The 1,909-nt window shown below is 46.4% G+C and carries 2 protein-coding genes and 1 pseudogene; 2 read left to right on the top strand and 1 reads right to left on the bottom strand.

Annotated features, from left to right (window positions below):
• Together AB4496_RS17490 and AB4496_RS17485 are read left to right on the top strand one after the other, a co-directional pair.
• Nucleotides 1-856: pseudogene (locus tag AB4496_RS17490) on the top strand (hypothetical protein); the annotation flags it as partial.
• A 2-nt stretch (nucleotides 857-858) separates the two neighbouring features.
• Nucleotides 859-1,455 carry a tRNA-uridine aminocarboxypropyltransferase gene (locus AB4496_RS17485; RefSeq protein ID WP_009848216.1) on the top strand — a complete coding sequence of 199 codons (597 nt, stop codon included), beginning with the start codon at nucleotides 859-861 and terminating at the stop codon, nucleotides 1,453-1,455.
• Between the two features lie 180 nt (nucleotides 1,456-1,635).
• Here the strand turns inward: AB4496_RS17485 and AB4496_RS17480 are convergent.
• On the bottom strand, nucleotides 1,636-1,909 hold a 274-nt coding region (locus tag AB4496_RS17480), incomplete at its 5' end, for an EAL domain-containing protein (protein ID WP_372131485.1).

The raw sequence follows: 1,909 nt of genomic DNA, 5'->3' as shown, positions 1-1,909 counted from the left end.
GGTCTCTAACCAAGACTCAACACTGGACTGGAGTGGGCTCTACTTCGCGAGCTCAACGCAGAACACTGGATTCTCTATCAACCTTGAACTCAACGATGACCACAGTGCTATCACGACTTATTCATACAGCAATGGAGACCCTTCTATTGTTGAACAGGGCTTCTGGCAGCAACTGAATCAAAATCAGGTACAAGTGGTTATGACTCGCCACCAGCAACAGTATTTGATCTCTGAGCGCATCTTCACGCTCGATAACGGTAAGCTCGTCGCTGAAAAAGAGAAAGTGGGCAACGTTGTCTACCCGATTGCCAATGGCGGTCTGGTGCTATTCGAAGCTAAGAATGCACAAGCGCAAGTAAACACCACCGCTAACGTTGATCTAACCGCAAAGCAGGTGAACTCCAGTGATCAACTTGATCTAAAAGTCGACCAAGCGATCCGTGAGTATTTTAAGATCAACAACAGCTCACCTGACGATACCAAGTACCGCTGGTTAACCTACGACTTAAATGGCGATGGTAAGGAAGAACTGCTTGCCCAGCTCGATTGGTGTGGCTCTGGTGGCTGTACATTGCTAATTTTCGAAAACCATCAAGATAACTGGCGCTTCAATAGCCGAGTGACACTGGTTAAGGGCGACATACGCTTAGGTAAATCGCAAAACCACGGCTGGCAGGATCTGATCTTCAATGTCAGTGGCGGCGGTGCTACACCTGCAAAACACACCCTGTCATACTCAGGTGTCAGCTACCCGCTAAACCCAAGTGTCGCTCCAGTTGCAGATGATGCTGATATCAGCGACGTGGTTTTGTTTGCTGATGGTATCTCACCCGCACAAAGTGGAGTAAAGCTGTAAACATGAGTAACCAACAAGCTTGCCCCGGTTGTGGCTTCACTCACCAGTGCGTTTGTCATCTAATACCGACGGTTGAAAGCCAAACTGATCTTGTACTATTGACTCATGAGAATGAGCTGTCGCGAGACACCAACACCGGAAAGCTGCTTCAGCAATCTCTTGAGCAGTGTCAGTCCTTGGTATGGCAAAGGAAAACACCACCAGCGGAGCTAATGGCACTGCTTGAAGATGAAACACGACAACCGTTTCTGTTATTCCCAAGTGATCAAAGCATCGAGTGTCAGCAAGCTGTGATGACCCAAGCCCAGAATCGTAAACCGCTATTCATCATCTTGGATGGCACATGGCAAGAAGCGAAGAAGATGCTTAACAAGAGCTCGTGGTTACAAGCAGTCCCACAAGTTCATCTCGACATCACCAGTGAATCCTCTTACACCTTGCGCCGCAATCAAGACAGTGGCCATTTGTGTACTTGCGAAGTGGGCATTGAGTTGCTCAAATCTTTAGGTGAAAGCGAACCTGCCAAGCTCATTGATGACTACTACCAACAGTATCTAAAAGTATTCCACGCCGACAAATGTGGCCATGCTCTCAAATAGATCAAGCAAGAGCACGGGAAGGCAATAAGCACATTTTAGGGCGGGACAGATACTGAAAACAAAAAGGGTGAGCCATGAGCTCACCCTTTTTACATCGTACTTTAATCTATTGAACCATTTAGTGTTTCACGTGAAACGCACACTCTAGCTGTTCCTTGAAAAGAGATTCTACTCTCCCTATCAGAATAAGCGTTGAGGCTGACCAAAGTAGTAACCTTGCAGGTAATCGATACCCATGTCTTCCGCAATACGGCACACTTGTTCGTTATGAACAAATTCAGCCACCGTCTTAGCATTCAGAATCTGACATAAACTCACCAGTTGCTGAGCGATCTTGCGCTGTTTCTTATCTTTATCGATATTGCGAATCAAACTGCCATCAAGCTTTATGACTTGTGGTTCTAACTTCAATATCTCATCAATGTTCGAATAGCCGGAACCAAAGTCATCAACA

Source organism: Vibrio sp. 10N.222.46.A1 (genome assembly GCF_041473595.1).
GTDB lineage: Bacteria > Pseudomonadota > Gammaproteobacteria > Enterobacterales > Vibrionaceae > Vibrio > Vibrio tasmaniensis_A.
This window is presented reverse-complemented; position numbering and strand designations above follow the sequence as displayed.